Annotated in this window: 17 protein-coding genes; 13 read left to right on the forward strand and 4 right to left on the reverse strand. The window is 70.7% G+C overall.

Features of this window, described 5'->3' with window-relative positions:
- Positions 1-127: 127 nt before the first annotated feature.
- Positions 128-1933 (forward strand): alkaline phosphatase family protein, encoded by a 1806-nt coding sequence (locus tag ACFY2Z_RS37650; protein WP_390748498.1) that lies wholly within the window; start codon positions 128-130, stop codon positions 1931-1933.
- Between the two features lie 116 nt (positions 1934-2049).
- Here ACFY2Z_RS37650 and ACFY2Z_RS37655 read toward each other — a convergent pair whose 3' ends face one another.
- Complete coding sequence (locus ACFY2Z_RS37655; RefSeq protein ID WP_390748499.1) at positions 2050-2289, reverse strand: hypothetical protein; 240 nt, start codon at positions 2287-2289, stop codon at positions 2050-2052.
- A gap of 201 nt (positions 2290-2490) precedes the next feature.
- Here ACFY2Z_RS37655 and ACFY2Z_RS37660 point away from each other — a divergent pair, with 201 nt between their 5' ends.
- From ACFY2Z_RS37660 to ACFY2Z_RS37680, 5 genes are all read left to right on the forward strand, one after another.
- Positions 2491-2904 (forward strand): sortase-dependent protein, encoded by a 414-nt coding sequence (locus tag ACFY2Z_RS37660; protein WP_390748500.1) that lies wholly within the window; start codon positions 2491-2493, stop codon positions 2902-2904.
- On the forward strand, positions 2901-3524 hold the full coding sequence (locus ACFY2Z_RS37665; protein WP_390748501.1) for a class F sortase: 624 nt from the start codon (positions 2901-2903) through the stop codon (positions 3522-3524). The genes ACFY2Z_RS37660 and ACFY2Z_RS37665 overlap by 4 nt, the downstream gene beginning before the upstream one ends.
- 87 nt (positions 3525-3611) lie before the next feature.
- Positions 3612-4103 (forward strand): RNA polymerase sigma factor, encoded by a 492-nt coding sequence (locus tag ACFY2Z_RS37670; protein WP_390748502.1) that lies wholly within the window; start codon positions 3612-3614, stop codon positions 4101-4103.
- Entirely contained in the window at positions 4087-4590 is a 504-nt protein-coding gene (locus ACFY2Z_RS37675; protein WP_390748503.1) for a hypothetical protein, read from the forward strand. The genes ACFY2Z_RS37670 and ACFY2Z_RS37675 overlap by 17 nt, the downstream gene beginning before the upstream one ends.
- 86 nt (positions 4591-4676) lie before the next feature.
- Positions 4677-5213 carry a hypothetical protein gene (locus ACFY2Z_RS37680; protein ID WP_390748504.1) on the forward strand — a complete coding sequence of 179 codons (537 nt, stop codon included), beginning with the start codon at positions 4677-4679 and terminating at the stop codon, positions 5211-5213.
- 41 nt (positions 5214-5254) lie between these two features.
- Here ACFY2Z_RS37680 and ACFY2Z_RS37685 read toward each other — a convergent pair whose 3' ends face one another.
- Positions 5255-5938 carry a glycerophosphodiester phosphodiesterase gene (locus tag ACFY2Z_RS37685; RefSeq protein ID WP_390748505.1) on the reverse strand — a complete coding sequence of 228 codons (684 nt, stop codon included), beginning with the start codon at positions 5936-5938 and terminating at the stop codon, positions 5255-5257.
- A 22-nt stretch (positions 5939-5960) separates the two neighbouring features.
- Complete coding sequence (locus ACFY2Z_RS37690; protein ID WP_390748529.1) at positions 5961-7073, reverse strand: adenosine deaminase; 1113 nt, start codon at positions 7071-7073, stop codon at positions 5961-5963.
- A gap of 148 nt (positions 7074-7221) precedes the next feature.
- On the opposite strand from ACFY2Z_RS37690, the gene ACFY2Z_RS37695 reads away from it, so the two are divergent.
- Both ACFY2Z_RS37695 and ACFY2Z_RS37700 read left to right on the forward strand, forming a co-directional pair.
- Positions 7222-7956 (forward strand): DUF4190 domain-containing protein, encoded by a 735-nt coding sequence (locus ACFY2Z_RS37695; protein WP_390748506.1) that lies wholly within the window; start codon positions 7222-7224, stop codon positions 7954-7956.
- A 93-nt stretch (positions 7957-8049) separates the two neighbouring features.
- Positions 8050-8496, forward strand: coding sequence for a DUF4190 domain-containing protein (locus ACFY2Z_RS37700; RefSeq protein WP_390748507.1), 447 nt, complete (start codon positions 8050-8052; stop codon positions 8494-8496).
- Positions 8497-8548: 52 nt separating this feature from the next.
- Here the strand turns inward: ACFY2Z_RS37700 and ACFY2Z_RS37705 are convergent, their stop codons facing one another.
- Positions 8549-9112, reverse strand: coding sequence for an NADAR family protein (locus ACFY2Z_RS37705; protein WP_390748508.1), 564 nt, complete (start codon positions 9110-9112; stop codon positions 8549-8551).
- A gap of 210 nt (positions 9113-9322) precedes the next feature.
- Here ACFY2Z_RS37705 and ACFY2Z_RS37710 point away from each other — a divergent pair, with 210 nt between their 5' ends.
- The 5 genes from ACFY2Z_RS37710 to ACFY2Z_RS37730 are packed head-to-tail and all read left to right on the forward strand — an operon-like array spanning position 9323 to position 15066.
- Positions 9323-10876, forward strand: a complete 1554-nt coding sequence (locus ACFY2Z_RS37710; protein ID WP_390748509.1) for a gamma-aminobutyraldehyde dehydrogenase — start codon at positions 9323-9325, stop codon at positions 10874-10876.
- Between the two features lie 52 nt (positions 10877-10928).
- Positions 10929-12176: a PotD/PotF family extracellular solute-binding protein gene (locus ACFY2Z_RS37715; protein WP_390748510.1), complete on the forward strand. Its 1248-nt coding sequence runs from the start codon at positions 10929-10931 to the stop codon at positions 12174-12176.
- Positions 12173-13336 (forward strand): ABC transporter ATP-binding protein, encoded by a 1164-nt coding sequence (locus tag ACFY2Z_RS37720; RefSeq protein ID WP_390748511.1) that lies wholly within the window; start codon positions 12173-12175, stop codon positions 13334-13336. Before ACFY2Z_RS37715 ends, ACFY2Z_RS37720 begins: the two co-directional genes overlap by 4 nt.
- Positions 13336-14265: an ABC transporter permease gene (locus ACFY2Z_RS37725; protein WP_390748512.1), complete on the forward strand. Its 930-nt coding sequence runs from the start codon at positions 13336-13338 to the stop codon at positions 14263-14265. Before ACFY2Z_RS37720 ends, ACFY2Z_RS37725 begins: the two co-directional genes overlap by 1 nt.
- Positions 14266-15066 carry an ABC transporter permease gene (locus ACFY2Z_RS37730; RefSeq protein ID WP_390748513.1) on the forward strand — a complete coding sequence of 267 codons (801 nt, stop codon included), beginning with the start codon at positions 14266-14268 and terminating at the stop codon, positions 15064-15066.
- The last annotated feature ends 15 nt before the right edge of the window (positions 15067-15081 follow it).

Consider the following 15081-nt stretch of genomic DNA (forward strand, 5'->3'; position numbering starts at 1 on the left):
AAGTTTGGTTGCGGTTCTTCCGGTCGACAGGGGCGACCGATACCCATGTCCCGTTCGTGACGCCAGGTCAGACCGAAGTGCCGACACCATCCTTACGGCACCCTCATCTACGGGACGAGGTACACACATGCGACAGCGATGGAGAGCCCTCGGCGGGCTGCTCGCCCTCCTCGGCGCACTGCTCGTCGCCGCTCCCGCCCCCGCCCGGGCGGCGGGGAGCAGCGGCAATCTGATCGTCAACGGGGACGCGGAAGCCGGCGGCTACTGCACCGGCGACTGGGGCGCGGCCACGACCGTGCCCGGCTGGACCACCGAGGCCGGTGGCCCGGACGTCATGTGCTCCACCGTCGGGTCCTTCGGGCTGCCGGGCGACGGCAAGGCGCCCGGCAAGGCCTTCTTCGGGCCCGGCAACTTCGGTGACGGCGCGATGACGCAGACCGTGGACGTCTCCTCGGCGGCCTCGGCGATCGACGGTGGGGGAGTGAACTACAACCTCTCCGGCTGGCTCGGCGGCTGGACCGTCTACAGCGGCCATGTCGCGGTCGGTCTGCACTTCCACGACGCGAACGGCCGGCCGCTCGGCGCGACCGCCCCGCTGCCGACCGTCTCCGCGAGCGACCGGGGCCTGGCCACCAAGTTCCTCTCGCGCAGCGCCACCGGCGCGGTCCCTGCCGGAACCCGGTCCGTCCAGGTCGAGGTGCAGTTCCTGTCGACGTCCAACGAGACCGGTTACCTGGACAACCTCTCGCTCACCCTGAACACCCCGGTCGCGGCGCCCGCTCCGGTCGCTCCGCCGGTGTCGAAGGTGCCCGGCTACGACCACGTCTTCGTGGTCATGATGGAGAACACCGACTACTCCCAGATCATGAACGATCCGGCGGACACGCCCTACATCCACAGTCTGATGGACCAGGGCGCGACGCTGACCGACGCGCACGGCGTCTACCACCCCAGCGACGAGAACTACCTCGCCGTCGCCGGTGGCGACACCTACGTCAAGGGCGCCACCTACTGGCCCGACATCAACTCCCCCCAGCGCAACCTGGGTGACACCCTGGAGTCGGCCGGCAAGAGCTGGAAGGCCTATGAGCAGGGCATGGGCACGCCCTGCAACACCAGCACCGCCTACGACCGTTACTACGAGCCCGACGACGCGCCGTTCATCAACTACACCGACATCAGCGGCAACGCGTCCCGCTGTGCCGCGCACCTTTTCGACACGACGCAGCTGACCACCGACCTGAAGTCGGCCGCGACCACCCCGAACTTCTCCTGGATCGCCGCCGACGACTACTACGACGGCGAGGCCTCCGGCAACGGCAGCGCCACCAGCCTGAAGACTCAGGACGGCTGGCTGAAGCAGACCCTCGCCCCGGTGCTGGCCTCTCCCGCCTGGACCCAGCAGCGCTCGCTGCTCCTGCTGACCTGGGACGAGAGCGACAGCGAGGCGTACAACCACCTGGCCACCGTGGCCGTCGGCTCGCAGGGCACCGTCCCGGCCGGGACCAGCAGCCCGGACCACTACGACCACTACGGCATCGGCCGTACCGTCGAGGCGGCCCTCGGCCTGCCCGGCCTGACCGCCAACGACACCTACGCGACACCGCTGAACGCCGCCTTCGCACCGTCCACCGCCACACGGCCGACGCTCACCGGCACCCTGAACGCGGTCGCGAGCGGCGGTAACGTCACCTTCCGGTACGCGGTGCCGTCCGCCGCGCAGGTGAGTGCGAAGAACTGGATCGGTGTCTACCCGGCGGGGGTGACCCCGGGCCGGCAGTCCTCGCTGACCTGGTCCTACGCCCCCAACGCCAGCGGCGCGCTGACCTTCTCCACGGGGAAGCTCAACGGGGCGGGCACGTACGACGTGTACTACCTCGCCGACGACGGCTACTCGGTGCTGGCCGGGCCGTTCTCCCTGTCCGTCGGCTGATCGCCCGGTAGCGGTACGGGCCCGCGCTCCCCGCCCACCCGATGTCGCCGCCCGGCGGGACACCGGCGGCCGGGCGTGCAGGTCCGTACCCGCACCAGGACGAAGAGCCGACGAACTCACCCTTCACCGGTGCTCCCGGCGTGCTCCGCGCACAGGCACCCCACGCCCCGCTCGATCCACTCCCGCCCGGCCCATTCCGGATGACGCTCGATCAGCAACGCCCGCACCTCGGCCACGATCTCGTCCTCGCGCATCGCGGAGTCGCGCCGCCGCCAGGTCTCGTCGCGCAGTTCGCGCAGATGGTCACGGACGCCGGCGAGCACCTGCGGGCCGCCGAGGTCGCCATGCCCGGGCACGACCACCCGCGGCCCGGCGGTGAGCCCAGGTCGCGACGGCCGTGTGCGCGACCGAACCCGGTGCCGGGCATCCCGTAGGGCGACCGGCCTCCCGTGGCTTTGCCTCCTCTTTGCAACCCGGTTCCTGGCTGCCTCGTCTCTCCGCTCGATCCGTACGCCAGCCCGCCCGGAACGGCCGGGCCGACGAAAGAGAGCGATTCAATGCGCCGAACCGTCTTCTACGGCATGGCACTCGCCTGCACCGCCGTGCTGGCGGGCACCGTGCCCGCCTCCGCCCACGGGGCGAAGCCCAGCCCGGTCCCCACGGTCCGTCCCACCGCCACCGTCGCCCCGACGCGCAGCGCCTCGCCCACCCCCGCGCCGACCCGTGGCTCCGCGACTCCGAGTGCCGTGCCGACCGAGGCCTCCGCGGTCCCGAGCGCCGCGCCCGTCCGGGGGTCGTCCCGGGGCCAGGTCTCCGTCGTGCCGAAGGGCGCGCCCAACACCGGAGTGACGGCCTCGTCCTCTGACTCCGGGGCCGAGGGCGGGCTCATCGGCGGGGGCGCCGCCGCGGTGCTCGTCGCGGGTGGCGCGGCGGTCTTCGTCGTACGTCGCCGGCGGGCGACCGGGGCATGAGCCCCCTCTCCAGGCGCGCCCTCGCCACCGGGATGCTGGCCGCCCTGCTCGTGGGCTGCGGCGGTCCCGCATCCCACCGGACCGCGGACCCCGGCTCCGGCAGCGCACCGCCCCCTTCGCCGGCCTCCGCCAAGGCGGCGCAGAACCTGGCGCGTTCGGTGCCGGTACGGTTGCGGATCCCGGCCATCGGGGTAGACACCCCGGTCGTCCGGCTGGGGCTGGCGCCGGACGGCACGGTGCAGGTGCCACCGGTCACGGCACACGACCGTGCGGGCTGGTACCAGCACTCGCCGACGCCGGGCCAGGTCGGCCCGTCGGTCATCCTCGGCCATGTCACGGTCGGCGCCTACGGGGACGGGGTCTTCCGTCACCTCGCGGGGCTGCATCGGGGCGACCGGATCGAGACGCGTCTGGAGAACGGCACGACGGCGGTGTTCACCGTCAGCGCGGTCCGCACGGTCGCCAAGGCCGACTTTCCCGTCGACGACGTCTACGGGAACGTGGACCGCCCGGAGCTGCGGCTCATCACCTGCGGCGGCCCCCGCACCGGCGACGGATACCTCGACAACGTGATCGTCTTCGCCGCGCTGACCACCGAGCCGAAGACCCCGCACCCCTGACCCGAGGTCATGGATCCCGGACCGGCGGAACGTACGCCGTCGGCCCGGGGTCCTTTCCCGTGAGTGCCCTGACGACCCTGGAGAGCGTTGAAACGGTCCCGTGAGAGGGCGGCGTCCGAGCTGTTCGCCGCCCTCTACCCGCGCCTCGCCGGCTGGTGCCGCCGTCTCGTCGACGACGACGAGACGGCGCACGAGATCGCCTCGGAGGCCTTCACCCGGCTCTGGGCCCGCTGGACGTCAGTGGAGGAGCCCCGCGGCTTCCTCTACGTCACCGCGGCCAACCTCGTCCGGGACCACTGGCGCAAGCTGGAGCGCGAGCGCAGAGCCGTACGCCGGGTCACCTCGGAGGTGGCCGTGCGCCCCCACGCCGAGCAGGCCGATCCGTCGGTCCGTCTGCTGGTGCAGTCGCTGCCGGAACGACTGCGTGTCCCGATCCTGCTGCACTACTACGCTGACATGCCGATCCGGGAGGTGTCCGTGCTGACCGGGCGCAAGGAAGGAACCGTCAAGGCCGATCTCCACGCGGCCCGAGAACTGCTCCGCGTCCATCTGAGGAGAAGCCTTGACCACACGCTTTGACGACGGCCCCGACGGCCCGGAGTTCGGGCCCGACGACCCCCTCGCGGTGATCCTCCGGCCCGCCTCCGAACATCTCGGCCCGCCCCCCGGCCGCTACGAGGCGATCCGCCGGGCCGCGGCCCGCCGCCGGGTGCTGCGCGCGGCGGCCGGGGCCGGCGTGACCTGCGCCGTCGCCGTCCTCATCGGGCTCGGGGTCCAGCTGACGACGCCTCAGTCACCGGCGTCCCCCGTGGTCCCGCTCGCGCCGCCGCCCGTCGGCGGGCGTACGCCGCCGCCCACCCCGTCGGCGTCCCCCTCGGTGACGAGGCCGCCCGGACCCGCGAGCCCCGAGCCCACCAGGACGCACCGGTCCGGCGCGTCCGTCACCCCGACCAGCGCGGCGGTCCCCACCCGCAGGCCGTCGGCGACACCGACCCCGGTGCGGGCCGAGCCGTCGGCGAGCGCGACCACCCTCGTCCCCGGACCCGGGCGCGGCACCCGGCGGTAGCCCGGCTCCGGCCTCTCCGGGCCGCCCGGGGGTGGCTGACCGCCACCCCTCTTTTGAACATGTTCAACTCATGAGTACGCTCCATCATGAGCGACAGAGCCGCCCTCGTGAAGGGCATTCGCGCCTGGCTGGTCTTGTTCGTCGTCTGCCTCGTGCTCAGCGGGGCCACGGCCTTCCCCCTGGTGCACGAACTGCACTGGGCCGAGGACCTGCTCAGGTCCCTGTCGGTGCCACGGCATCTTCCCGGCCTCATGGACTGGATCGAGCGGGTACGGCAGGGGATCGACGCCACCGACGCCCGCTACCCCTTCGTGCTGTACGGCACGGACTGGCTGGCGTTCGCCCACCTCGTGATCGCGGTCGCCTTCTACGGGCCCTACCGCGATCCGGTCCGCAACATCTGGGTCGTCGAGTTCGGGATCATCGCCTGCGTGGGGATCATCCCGCTCGCCCTGATCTGCGGACCGATCCGTGGGATCCCCTCCTGGTGGTCCGTGATCGACATGTCGTTCGGGGTCTTCGGCGTGCTCCCGCTCTACGTGGTGCGCAGGAAGATCAAGCGGCTGGAGGGGCTGACGGCACCGGCCCCGGTGGCCCCTCGCGCCGTGGCCGTCGGCGAGTGAACGACGTGGCCCGCGGTCGGCTGCCCAGGCCCCGAAGGACCTCAGTGCCCGCGCACCGCGTGCAGGGCGTCGAGGCGGTTGGTCGTGATCGAGTCCACGCCCAGGCCGAGAAGGCGCCGTATCGAACGGCGGGTGTCGGGGGTCCACACGGACAGCAGATGGCCGCCCCGGTGCACCCGGGCCGCCAGCTCCGCGCTCACCAGGGGGAAGCGGTAGTTCAGCCAGCGCGGGCGCACCGCGTCCAGCACGGCGGGCCGCGGCGGGGCGAGGGTCGTCCAGGTCAGGGCGATCTCCGCCGCGGCGTCGGCGGCCCGGACCGCCAGCATGGTCTGCGCCCCCGCGCAGTAGTACACCCGGTCCTGGGCGCCGCACTCCCGGACCACGTTCACGATCCGGCGCACGGCCCGGGCCGAGGGGCCGCCGGGCAGGTCGATCATCACCCGGCTTCCGTCGGTCGCGGCCAGCGCGTCCGCCAGCGTCGGCACCCCGCCCGCCGTGAGCCCCTGCACCTCGGCGCAGGAGAGCGCGGCGAGCGGCCGGTCCCGCTCCCACAGCCGCTTCAGGCTCGCGTCGTGCAGCAGGACGGGAACGCCGTCCCGGGTGAGCCGGACGTCGATCTCGACCGCGTCCGCGCCCCGTCGGAGCGCGGAACGCAGCGAGCCGATCGTGTTCTCGCGGTGGTGGTAGGGGTCGCCGCGATGGGCCACGGCAGTCACGGTGCGCATGAGGCTCATTGTGGCGGTGGGGTCAGGGTGCGAGCCAGGCAGTGGTGTAGGTGTCGATCTCGGCCGCCAGCTTCTTCTTGCCGGTGTCGTCGAGGAAGGACGCCTCCACCGCGTTCTTGGCGAGACCGGCGAGTCCCCGCTCGTCGAGGTCCAGCAGCCGTGCGGCGACCGCGTACTCGTTGTTGAGGTCCGTGCCGAACATCGGCGGGTCGTCCGAGTTGATCGTCACGAGGACACCGGCCCGCACGAACTCCCGCAGGGGGTGCTCGTCGAGGGTGCTGACGGCGCGCGTGGCGATGTTGGAGGTCGGGCAGACCTCCAGCGCGATGCGGTGCTCGGCGAGGTGCGCGAGCAGCTTGGGGTCCTGGGCGGAGCTGGTGCCGTGCCCGATGCGCTCGGCGCGCAGCTCGACGAGGGCGTCCCAGACCGTCTGCGGTCCGGTCGTCTCACCCGCGTGCGGCACGGACCGCAGACCGGCCGCGATGGCCTGGTCGAAGTACGGCTTGAACTGCGGCCGGGGGACACCGATCTCGGGTCCGCCGAGCCCGAACGAGATGAGTCCCTCGGGGCGCAGCCGGTCGTCGGTGGCCAGCCGGGTCGTCTCCTCCGCGGACTCCAGGCCCGCCTCGCCCGGGATGTCGAAGCACCAGCGCAGCACGGTCCCGAACTCGGCCTCCGCCGCCTTGCGGGCGTCCTCGATCGCGTCCATGAACGCGCGCTCGTCGATGCCGCGCCGCGTGGAGGAGAAGGGGGTGATGGTCAGCTCGGCGTAGCGGACCTGCTGCCGGGCCATGTCACGGGCGATCTCGTACGTCAGCAGACGCACGTCCTCGGGGGTCCGGATGAGGTCGACGACGGACAGGTACACCTCGATGAAGTGGGCGAAGTCCGTGAAGGTGAAGTAGTCGGCCAGGGCCTCGGGGTCGGTGGGCACCTTGGAGTCGGGGTGGCGCGCGGCCAGCTCCGCGACGATACGGGGGGAGGCGGAGCCGACGTGGTGCACGTGCAGTTCGGCCTTGGGCAGTCCGGCGATGAAGGCGTGCAGGTCGCGCACGGCACCGGTGTCGCGGTGGTCGGTCAAGGTTCCTCCCCGGAACGGCGCCCCGGCGCCTGGTGAGGGCGGGACGCGGGTGATCGGCTGATCGATGACTCGGGGACGATCCTAGGCATATGGTCCGGCCCTTCGGACAGGGGCCGTCCGGTCGCGGCCGGGCGGGGGCGACTGCAGCGGCGGTGGGGGCCGGGCCTTAGCATGACGGTCCTAAGGATGAGGGGGGCTGGTCGTGGCCGAGGACATACGTGGGGGACAGGACGCCGCAGGGGGTGCGGACGATCCGTGGGCGCCGCCGGAGCGGAAGGTGTCGATGGACAAGCCCCCCGCCGCGCCGCCGCTGCCCGGTGAGCCCCCGATGGGCGGGACCCTGTCCTCCTTCCACGACCACCGGACGATGGGCGGGGCGGTGCCGCCGGGGGCCGGGTTCGCACCGCTCGGTTCCGGCGTGACGGGCGGCGGCCCCGGACCGGCGGGCGCTGCCCCGGGTCCGGTCGACGGGGGCTTCCCCGTGCCACCGCCGCCGATCGCGCCCGCGGAGCCCGGCGCCTCCGCGTACGCCACCCCGGCCGGCTACGGCTACCCCGCGCCCCCGGGCTACGCCGGCTACGGCTGGCCCGGGATGCCCGCGCCCCCGCGCAACGGGCTCGGGGTCGCCGCCATGGTGCTGGGCATCCTCGCGGTGTGTCTGTTCTGCCTGTACGGCGTGGTCTCCGTGATCCTCGGCATTCTCGCGGTGATCTTCGGGATCAAGGGCCGCAAGCGGGCGGAGGCCGGGGAGGCCGACAACCGAGGTCAGGCCCTCGCGGGCTTCATCCTCGGCATCGTCGGGATCGTCCTCGGCCTGGCCGTGATCGTGCTGATGGTCATCGGGATCACGATGGCGATCAACCATGCCCCGTCCTCCGACGACCCCTACGTAGGGGACGCCCTCAGCGTCTCGGCACCCGCGCTGTTCCACGGCTGACCCGGCCGGTCCCGGCTCCCCTCCGCCGCGGGGAGCAGCGCGGCTACCAGGGCTGATCACGATGCGTCGAGCATCGACGGAGGGGAGAAAGTCATGTCGAACGCCAGTCCGGGGGGCGGCGGATCCGGACCGCCACAACAACCACCGCCGCAGCCGACGCCCGGCCACGGGTACCCGCGGTCCGGCCCGGGGTACGGACACCCGCAGCCCGGGCCGTCCTACCCGGCCGCGCCACCCGTGGCGCCCGGCTACGCCGTGCCCGCCCAGCCGAGCAACGGCACGGGCACCACGGGGCTGGTCCTGGGCATCATCGGCCTGGTCTGCAGCCTGACCTTCATCCTGTGGTTCTTCGGGGTCGTCCTCGGCATCCTGGCGATCATCTTCGGCGCGGTCGGCCGGGGGAAGGTCAAGCGCGGTGAGGCCACCAACCAGGGCGCGGCGACCGCCGGGCTGGTCTGCGGAATCGTGGCGACCGTGGTGCTGCCGCTGCTGGGCGTCCTGGCCTTCGCGACCTTCGTGGGATCGGCCAACACGTTCTGAACGGGGCCGCCTGAGGCGAGGAAGGGGCCGTCCCGGCGGGGCGGCCCCTTCCTCATGCCGTCCGTGCCCGCAGCCGCTCCCGCGCCTCCATCAGCGCGAACCCCAGCAGATTCGCACCCCGCCAGCGCTCCGGATCCGCCGCGGCCTCGTCGCCCGCGGCGAGCCCGATGCCCCACACCCGGTCCACGGGGCTCGCCTCGACCAGCACCCGGTCGCCCGTGCCCAGCAGAAACGCCCGCAGATCCTCGTGCGCCGCGAACTTGTGGACGCTGCCCTCGACCACGATCGCGAACCGCTCCCGTGCCCATATCGTCTCGTCGAAGCCGCGCACCAGCCGGCCCGCCCGCTTGGCGAGCGCCGGGTTCGGCGCGTCGAGGGCCCTGCGCTGCGCGTCCGCGTCGCCGAAGAGGCGCGCCTTCGACGCCATCATCCAGTGCTCAGCCGTCGCGTACTCCACACCGTCCACGGTGAACGGCGACGGCCACCACTGACTCAGACAGCTCGTCCCGATCCGTCCGTCCGCGCGCGCCCGGTGGCCCCAGAAATGCAGATACCTGACCCTCGCCCCCGCGTGGACGGCCCTGACCAGGGATTCCCGAGAATCGATCTTCTCCATGCCATCGGAGTCTGGCAGGCACCACTGACACTCCGTCCCTCCTTTTTCGTCGGCACTCGACACCTGGTCGACAGATTCCGTCGCGTAACCAAAAGGCAACAACGGAATCACTTGTTGGAGTCCATCTGCTCTGTCAGGATCGGCACTCAAATCGAGCCGGAGCTACGCCAGCCCCCGCGTGAACGCGGGCCGGCGGCGGAGGAGAGCGCTATGCACAACCCGGGCAACGCCGACGGCGCCGACGCCCGCCGAAGGGCGCGGGACGACATAGGGACACGTTTCGCGGACGGCGCACAGTACATCGCGGGCCGGCCGGCCAGGGGCACGTCGGGCCGTACGCACGCGGTGGTCGACCCGTCCACGGGCGACGAGGTGTACGCCTACGAACTGGCCGGCGCCGAGGACGTCGACCGCGCCGTGGCCGCCGCCCGCGCCGCCTTCCCCGAGTGGGCCGGCGCGACCCCGGGCGAGCGCTCCGACGCGCTGCACCGCTTCGCCGCCGTCCTCGCCGACCAGGCGGATGACCTCGCCCGCTTCGAGTCCCTCCAGTGCGGCAAGCCCCTGAAGCTGACCCGGGAGTTCGACGTGCCGGGCACGATCGACAACACGGCCTTCTTCGCCGGTGCCGCCCGGCATCTTCAGGGGCAGTCGGCCGGTGAGTACTCCGGCGACCACACCTCCTACGTCCGCCGCGAGGCCATCGGCGTCGTCGGCTCCGTCGCGCCCTGGAACTACCCCCTCCAGATGGCCGCCTGGAAGATCCTTCCGGCGATCGCCGCGGGCAACACCATCGTGCTGAAGCCCGCCGAGCTGACCCCGCTCACATCGCTGTTGTTCGCCCGGGCCGCCACCGAGGCGGGCATCCCGGACGGTGTGATCAACATCGTCACCGGGACCGGGAAGGAGGCCGGCGAGCGTCTCGTCGGCCACCCGGACGTCGCCATGACCTCGTTCACCGGCTCCACCGCCGTCGGCAAGCGGGTGGCCGAGATCGCCACCGCCACCGTCAAGCGGCTGCATCTGGAACTGGGCGGCAAGGCCCCCTTCGTCGTCTTCGACGACGCCGACCTGGAGGCCGCCGCGCACGGCGCCGTAGCGGGCGCGCTCATCAACACCGGGCAGGACTGCACGGCCGCCACGCGCGCGTATGTGCAACGGCCCCTCTACGAGGAGTTCGTCTCCCGGACGGCTGCCCTCATGGAGAGCGTCCGGCTCGGCGACCCCTTCGCACCGGGCACCGACCTCGGCCCGCTGATCTCCCACGTCCAGCGTGACCGGGTGGCCGCCTTCGTGGACCGGGCGCGCTCCTACGCGCGCGTGGTCACCGGCGGCGAGGCACCGGGGGGCGACCTCGCCAAGGGCGCCTACTTCCGGCCCACGCTGATCGCCGACGCCGCGCAGGACAGCGAGGTCGTCCAGTCCGAGATCTTCGGTCCGGTCCTGGTGGTCCTGCCATTCGACTCCGACGACGACGGCATCCGGCTCGCCAACGACACCCCCTACGGCCTCGCCGCCTCCGCCTGGAGCCGGGACGTCTACCGGGCGAACCGCGCCACCCGCGAGATCAAGGCGGGCTGCGTCTGGGTCAACGACCACATCCCGATCATCAGCGAGATGCCTCACGGCGGATACCGCGCGTCCGGCTTCGGCAAGGACATGTCCACGTATTCGTTCGAGGAATACACGCAGATCAAGCACGTAATGTTCGACAACACGGCGGTGGCCCGCAAGGACTGGCACCGCACGATCTTCGGGGACCGATAGACCGTACCCGGCCGCCCATCACGGCCCATTTTCCCGAAAGGGCACCACGCGCATGGAGCAGTACGAGCCCGACCGCCTGTCCTTGGCCCAAGTGGCCGCCACGCGGCGCAGCTTCCGCAACGGCAGGGCCTCCCTCACCCGCCGTTCGCTGCTGCGCGCCACCGCCGGCGGCGCGCTCGCGGTCGGCGGACTCGGGGCGCTGAGCGCCTGCGGGATACCCGCGGCCGACAAGAACCCGGGCGGCATGTCCGCCGAGGACCACTCGGCCAAGGAGAAGGCCGTCAACTTCTCCAACTGGCCCGAGTACATCGACGTGGACGACAAGACCAAGCGGCACCCCACGCTCGACTCGTTCGCCCGCCAGAGCGGCATCCAGGTCAAGTACACCGAGGACATCAACGACAACGACGAGTTCTTCGGCAAGATCCAGCCGGAGCTCGCCGCGGGTCAGGACACCGGCCGCGACCTGATCGTCCTCACCGACTGGCTGGCCGCCCGGATGATCCGGCTCGGGTACGTCCAGAAACTGGACGCGTCCAATCTGCCGCATGCCTTCGCCAACCTGTCGGACCAGTTCCGCGCCCCTGACTGGGATCCGGGACGCGCGTACTCCTATCCCTGGCAGGGCATCTCGACCGTCATCGCCTACAACAAGAAGGCGCTCGACGGCGTCGAGGTGAAGTCGATCTCCGACCTGCTCGACAACCCCAAGCTCAAGGGCCGTGTCGGCTTCCTCACCGAGATGCGCGACAGCATCGGCATGACCATGCTCGACATGGGCAAGGACCCGGCCAAGTTCACCGACGACGACTACGACGCGGTGATCGACCGCCTCCAGAAGGCCGTCGACAAGGGCCAGATCCGCCGCTTCACCGGCAACGACTACACCTCGGACCTCACCAAGGGCGACTTCGCCGCGTGCGTGGCGTGGGGCGGCGACATCGTCCAACTCCAGGCGGACAACCCCGACGTCGGCTACATCATCCCCGACAGCGGCTACATGACGTCGACCGACAACATGCTGATCCCCAACAAGGCACGTCACAAGACGAACGCCGAGCGGCTCATCGACTTCTTCTACGAGCCGGAGCCGGCCGCCGAGCTCGCCGCGTACGTCAACTACGTGAGCCCCGTCGCGGGAGTGCAACCCTATCTTGCGAGGATCGACAAGGCGGCGGCGAGCAACCCGCTGATTCTCCCCGACAAGGCCATGCAGGCGAAGTCCCATGCCTTCCGCGCGCTGACGCAGAAGGAAGAGACGGCCTACCAGCAGAAGTTCTCGAAGCTCACAGGGGCGTGACGACCATGACGACACCAGACAACAGCGGCGACGTCCGCCTCTCGGGGATCAGCAAGACCTACGGCTCCTTCACAGCCGTGCACCCGCTGGACCTGACCGTGCCGCAGGGCTCCTTCTTCGCCCTGCTCGGCGCCTCCGGCTGCGGCAAGACCACCACCCTGCGCATGATCGCCGGCCTGGAGGAGCCCACCGGGGGCACCGTGCGCCTCGGCGACCAGGAAGTGACGCATCTGCCGCCGTACAAGCGGCCGGTGAACACGGTCTTCCAGTCCTACGCCCTCTTCCCGCACCTCGACATCTTCGAGAACGTCGCCTTCGGTCTGCGCCGGCGCGGCGTCAAGTCGGTGAAGAAGCAGGTCGAGGACATGCTCGACCTGGTGCAGCTCGGCGAGCAGGCGCGCAAGAAGCCGCACCAGCTCTCCGGTGGCCAGCAGCAGCGGGTGGCCGTGGCCCGGGCGCTCATCAACCACCCCAAGGTGCTCCTCCTCGACGAGCCCCTCGGCGCCCTGGACCTGAAGCTGCGCCGCCAGATGCAGTTGGAGCTCAAGCGCATCCAGACCGAGGTCGGCATCACCTTCATCCATGTCACGCACGACCAGGAGGAGGCCATGACCATGGCCGACACGGTCGCCGTGATGAACGCCGGCCGCGTCGAACAGCTCGGCTCGCCCACCGACCTCTACGAGAACCCGCAGACCACGTTCGTCGCCAACTTCCTCGGCACCTCGAACCTGATCGAGGCCGAGGTGGACGGCAAGAGCGGCGACGAGATCGTCCTCAAGGCGGGCGGCGGCAAGCTCGCGCTGCCCGAGGCCCGATGTTCGGCGCCGACGAGGACCGGCGGCAAGGTGCTGGTCGGGGTGCGCCCGGAGAAGATCTCCCTCACCCATGCCGACGACGCGGGGGAGATACCCGACGGCCGCAACCGCATCACCGGCAAGATCGCCGACTCCAGCTTCATCGGAGTCTCGACGCAGTACGTGATCGACAGCCCCGTCTGCCCCGAGTTCGAGGTCTACGCCCAGAACATCGACCGCGACCCCCGCCTGGTGCCCGGGGCCGAGGTCGTCCTGCACTGGAACCCGGCGCACACCTTCGGCCTGGACGCGGCGCAGGACATCGACGCCGGCGTGGAGACCGTCGAGGAGGAGGCCGCCTAATGGCCACTGTCACCGAGGCGCCCCCACCTCTCGCGCCCACCGCTTCCGAGACCGAGCCCCCGCGCAGACGGGGCCGTCTAACGCCGTACTGGCTGCTGCTGCCCGGCCTCCTCTGGCTGGTCGTCTTCTTCGCGCTGCCGATGGTCTACCAGGCCTCAACGTCCGTGCAGACGGGCTCCCTTGAGCAGGGCTACAAGGTCACCTGGCACTTCGCGACCTACTGGGACGCGCTGAGTCAGTACTGGCCGCAGTTCGTCCGCTCGGTCCTCTACGCGGCCGCCGCGACCGTGCTGTGTCTACTGCTCGGCTATCCGCTCGCGTACCTCATCGCCTTCCGCGCGGGCCGCTGGCGCAACCTGATCATGGTCCTGGTGATCGCCCCGTTCTTCACCAGCTTCCTGATCCGCACCCTGGCCTGGAAGACGATCCTCGCGGACAACGGCCCGGTCGTCGGCGCCCTCGGCACACTGCACGTCCTGGACGTCACCAACTGGCTCGGCTGGACCGCCGGCGACCGCGTCCTCGCCACACCGCTCGCGGTGGTGTGCGGTCTGACGTACAACTTCCTGCCGTTCATGATCCTGCCGCTCTACACCTCGCTGGAGCGCATCGACGGACGCCTCCACGAGGCGGCGGGCGATCTGTACGCCAAGCCCATCACGACCTTCCGGAAGGTCACCTTCCCGCTGTCGATGCCGGGTGTGGTCTCCGGCACGCTGCTGACCTTCATCCCGGCGGCCGGTGACTACGTCAACGCCGATCTGCTCGGCTCCACGGACACCCGCATGGTCGGAAACGTCATCCAGACGCAGTTCCTGCGCATTCTCGACTATCCGACGGCCGCGGCGCTCTCCTTCATCCTCATGGCCGCGATCCTCATCATGGTCACGGTCTACATTCGCAGGTCCGGGACGGAGGATCTGGTCTAAATGGCCTTCGTACACTGGCTCAAGCGCAATCTCGTCGTTCTCGGCGGACTGCTGACGCTCGGATATCTCCTGCTGCCGAACGTCATCGTCACGGTGTTCTCCTTCAACAAACCGAAGGGGCGTTTCAACTACGAGTGGCAGCAGTTCTCCCTGGACGCATGGAAGAACCCGTGCGGTGTCGCCGACATGTGCGGCTCGCTGTCGGTCAGCCTCCAGATCGCGGTCTGGGCGACGCTCGGCGCCACCGTCCTCGGCACGATGATCGCCTTCGCGCTGGTGCGCTACCGCTTCCGCGCCCGCGGCGCCGTGAACTCACTGATCTTCCTGCCGATGGCGATGCCCGAGGTCGTCATGGCGGCCTCGCTGCTCACCCTCTTCCTCAACATGGGTGCGCAGCTCGGCTTCTGGACGATCCTGATCGCGCACATCATGTTCTGTCTCAGCTTCGTCGTCACCGCGGTCAAGGCGCGCGTGATGTCGATGGACCCGCGCCTGGAGCAGGCGGCCCAGGATCTCTACGCCGGCCCCGTGCAGACCTTCCTGCGCGTCACCCTGCCCATCGCGGCCCCCGGAATCGCCGCGGGCGCGCTGCTCGCCTTCGCGCTCTCCTTCGACGATTTCATCATCACCAATTTCAACGCGGGTTCGACCGTCACCTTCCCCATGTTCGTCTGGGGATCGGCGCAGCGCGGAACGCCCGTTCAGATCAATGTCATCGGTACGACGATGTTCGTCGTCGCCGTACTGTTCGTCCTCGTCTCCATGGTCATCGGCAACCGCCGAAATCGCCAGAAGGCGTAAACCGCCCCGTGTAAT

The organism is Streptomyces sp. NPDC001222, from assembly GCF_042896945.1.
Taxonomy (GTDB): domain Bacteria; phylum Actinomycetota; class Actinomycetes; order Streptomycetales; family Streptomycetaceae; genus Streptomyces; species Streptomyces gibsoniae.

Excerpts from the sequence above, each read along its gene's own strand:
- ACFY2Z_RS37710 (WP_390748509.1), top strand. The coding sequence starts at position 9,323 with ATGCACAACCCGGGCAACGCCGACGGCGCCGACGCCCGCCGAAGGGCG.
- ACFY2Z_RS37660 (WP_390748500.1), top strand. The coding sequence starts at position 2,491 with ATGCGCCGAACCGTCTTCTACGGCATGGCACTCGCCTGCACCGCCGTG.
- ACFY2Z_RS37665 (WP_390748501.1), top strand. The coding sequence starts at position 2,901 with ATGAGCCCCCTCTCCAGGCGCGCCCTCGCCACCGGGATGCTGGCCGCC.
- ACFY2Z_RS37685 (WP_390748505.1), bottom strand. The coding sequence starts at position 5,938 with ATGCGCACCGTGACTGCCGTGGCCCATCGCGGCGACCCCTACCACCAC.
- ACFY2Z_RS37680 (WP_390748504.1), top strand. The coding sequence starts at position 4,677 with ATGAGCGACAGAGCCGCCCTCGTGAAGGGCATTCGCGCCTGGCTGGTC.
- ACFY2Z_RS37715 (WP_390748510.1), top strand. The coding sequence starts at position 10,929 with ATGGAGCAGTACGAGCCCGACCGCCTGTCCTTGGCCCAAGTGGCCGCC.
- ACFY2Z_RS37705 (WP_390748508.1), bottom strand. The coding sequence starts at position 9,112 with ATGGAGAAGATCGATTCTCGGGAATCCCTGGTCAGGGCCGTCCACGCG.
- ACFY2Z_RS37650 (WP_390748498.1), top strand. The coding sequence starts at position 128 with ATGCGACAGCGATGGAGAGCCCTCGGCGGGCTGCTCGCCCTCCTCGGC.
- ACFY2Z_RS37700 (WP_390748507.1), top strand. The coding sequence starts at position 8,050 with ATGTCGAACGCCAGTCCGGGGGGCGGCGGATCCGGACCGCCACAACAA.
- ACFY2Z_RS37725 (WP_390748512.1), top strand. The coding sequence starts at position 13,336 with ATGGCCACTGTCACCGAGGCGCCCCCACCTCTCGCGCCCACCGCTTCC.
- ACFY2Z_RS37730 (WP_390748513.1), top strand. The coding sequence starts at position 14,266 with ATGGCCTTCGTACACTGGCTCAAGCGCAATCTCGTCGTTCTCGGCGGA.